The sequence below is a fragment of the Ewingella sp. AOP9-I1-14 genome (genome assembly GCF_052375995.1).
GTDB classification, from domain to species: domain Bacteria; phylum Pseudomonadota; class Gammaproteobacteria; order Enterobacterales; family Enterobacteriaceae; genus Ewingella; species Ewingella allii.
In genome coordinates, this window is sequence record NZ_JBQSVA010000045.1 from 1 (window position 1) to 380 (window position 380).

Genomic DNA, 380 nt, shown 5'->3' on the forward strand with positions numbered 1-380 from the left:
GGAAGGTGCGAACAAGTCCCTGATATGAGATCATGTTTGTCATCTGGAGCCATGGAACAGGGTTCATCATGAGTCATCAACTTACCTTCGCCGACAGTGAATTCAGCAGTAAGCGCCGTCAGACCAGAAAAGAGATTTTCTTGTCCCGCATGGAGCAGATTCTGCCATGGCAAAACATGGTGGAAGTCATCGAGCCGTTTTACCCCAAGGCTGGTAATGGCCGGCGACCTTATCCGCTGGAAACCATGCTACGCATTCACTGCATGCAGCATTGGTACAACCTGAGCGATGGCGCGATGGAAGATGCTCTGTACGAAATCGCCTCCATGCGTCTGTTTGCCCGGTTATCCCTGGATAGCGCCTTGCCGGACCGCACCACC

The 380-nt window shown here is 52.9% G+C and carries 1 protein-coding gene; it reads left to right on the forward strand.

Annotated elements, in window-relative coordinates:
• Positions 1-68: 68 nt before the first annotated feature.
• The coding region (locus ACT3RT_RS23100; protein WP_032160176.1) for an IS5/IS1182 family transposase at positions 69-380 on the forward strand (312 nt) is incomplete at its 3' end.